Below are 2,195 nucleotides of genomic sequence, written 5' to 3' on the forward strand. Positions count from 1 at the left end.
AAAGAAGACTATTTTCAAATGCCCGCTCCCAAAAGTACCGGACGGGAGCTGTTTAACTTACCGTGGCTACATAAAAAATTAGCAGGAACACATTTAAAAGCACAAGATATTCAAGCAACACTGGTTGAATTTACCGCTTTATCCATTGCCAATGAAATTAATAAATTAAAGATACAAAGCACGTTACCTTGTGAACTTTTAGTTTGCGGTGGGGGAGCGAAAAACCCGCTTATCATGCAAAGATTATCGGTATTATTACCTTTATGGTCAGTATTAACCACAGACACAAAAGGCATAAACGGTGATGATATGGAAGCAATCGCTTTTGCTTGGCTTGCTTATTGTAAAATCAATAATCTTCCCTCCAATATTCCTGAAGTAACTGGCGCAAACCAAGCGGTTTGTTTGGGGGTTATTTATCAATAAACTAAAAAATAGATGAAAGTTAATTAAATCAATCCAAATTTTTGTAATGCTTTTGCTATCCCATCATTATTGTTAGTATCTGTTATATATTCAGCTTTATCTTTTAACGTATCAACAGCATTCCCCATAGCAATAGGGTGATCAACAGTTAAGAACATTTCAAAATCATTCATACCATCACCAAATGCATAAGTTGGTACATCAGAAAATCCCTTAGTTTGAAGCAACTGAGTAATACCATAACCTTTAGATCCTCCATGATTAAAAACATCAACACAGTAAGGCGTATTACGAATAAAAGTTAGCTCAGGAAAAACATCACGATAATGCAATTCACCTTCCTCACACAATAATAACAACATCTGGATAGGTTCTTTTAAATAAATCTGATCATCAACGGGAGGGACGGGTTGCTTAAGGTAATGATAAAACTTCTCAGCCGGTTGACTATGGGCTGATACACGCATCAATTCATCATTATAAAAAGATAAAGGAATATTCATTTTTTGTTTAGAATATTGATATATTCTAGCTATCACCTCTTTATCAATATCATTTGTAAAAACTTTTTCACCTTTATATAAAACAACCTGCCCATTCATACCAACAATGGAATCAATCTGAGTCCTTTTCATTAAATTAATAACTTCACAAGGTGTTCGGCCTGTTGCTATCATTGGGGTAATATTATTTTGTTTTAACTTTTTTATAGCTTCAATAGAACTAGGTAATATATCAATCTGACTATTAAATAGTGTGCCATCTAAATCAAAAAAAACGATAGCTTCAGGTTTTTCATTCATATTACAAATCCAAAATATGTTTAATAAAAGGAATAGTTAATTTTCGTTGTTGTGCAAGCGTTGCGACTTCAAACTTTTCTAACAAAGAAAACAATGTGCGCATATCACGGTTAACACGTTTTAATAAAAATAACCCAACTTCTGTTGATAATTCAAAACCACTTAATTGTGCTCTTAATTGTAAAGCTTTAAGCTTATCATCGTCACTAAGTTCTTTTAATTGATAAACTTGTCCCCAAGATAACCGAGAAACCAAATCAGGTAATATAAAAGAAATTTGTTTAGGAGGTGCACTTGCTGTTATCAGTAATTTACTCACATTTTTTTCAGTCAAACGATTAAATAAATCAAAAATAGCCTCTTCCCAATCCCTATGGCCTGCTATTGCATCAATATCATCTAAACAGACTAAATCATAATTATCTAACCCCTGTAAAATTTCAGGTACTAAATGATAATATTGCTTCAACGGGATATAACTAGCTAATTTGTTTTGGCTTGATGCGTGTAAAAGGTGCGTTCGACCCGCAGCGCTAACCGACCATATATAAAAGATATTAAACCCCTCTTTACCTAATAAGGATTGCAATGAATCAGACAATAATCGATTATCGCCTACATAAAAACTATCAAAAGTTTCATTATTGGGTAATGAAAAAGGCAAAGGCAACTGCGAAAGAGTAATAAAATAACCTCGTAATAAAAATACAATTATGTTAAGTATAAATTTGCTTTTACAAAAATCAATCACTTTTATAGAAAAGAAAAATATCCTGCCCCATAAATTATTTAATATGTACTTTAATTGCACAAAAACAGGTTAATCTACTTTTTAATAGAGAAACTAAGGCTAAATCAAACCCATCTAGTTATATAAATATAATTTGCTTATTATAAAATAGTTTAACCATCTTACCCACAAAAAAATGACTATACTAAATTTATTTTTTAATAATAAATTAGCTT

The 2,195-nt window shown here is 31.7% G+C and carries 3 protein-coding genes; 1 reads left to right on the forward strand and 2 read right to left on the reverse strand.

Annotated elements, in window-relative coordinates; genetic code table 11:
- Positions 1-426: anhydro-N-acetylmuramic acid kinase (locus tag A9G30_RS01065; RefSeq protein ID WP_176700818.1), on the forward strand; the 426-nt coding region annotated here is incomplete at its 5' end.
- Positions 427-449: 23 nt separating this feature from the next.
- Here the strand turns inward: A9G30_RS01065 and A9G30_RS01070 are convergent.
- On the reverse strand, positions 450-1,229 hold the full coding sequence (locus tag A9G30_RS01070) for a Cof-type HAD-IIB family hydrolase (RefSeq protein ID WP_065567297.1): 780 nt from the start codon (positions 1,227-1,229) through the stop codon (positions 450-452).
- A gap of 1 nt (position 1,230) precedes the next feature.
- A complete protein-coding gene (gene hda / locus A9G30_RS01075) occupies positions 1,231-1,914 on the reverse strand; it encodes a DnaA inactivator Hda (RefSeq protein WP_065580053.1) in 684 nt (227 codons plus the stop codon).
- Positions 1,915-2,195: the final 281 nt, after the last annotated feature.

It is taken from the genome of Gilliamella sp. Fer4-1, assembly GCF_001690515.1.
GTDB lineage: Bacteria > Pseudomonadota > Gammaproteobacteria > Enterobacterales > Orbaceae > Gilliamella > Gilliamella apicola_C.

Bases quoted from the DNA above. Each gene is read 5' to 3' on its own strand.
- A9G30_RS01070 (WP_065567297.1), bottom strand. From the start codon at position 1,229: ATGAATGAAAAACCTGAAGCTATCGTTTTTTTTGATTTAGATGGCACA.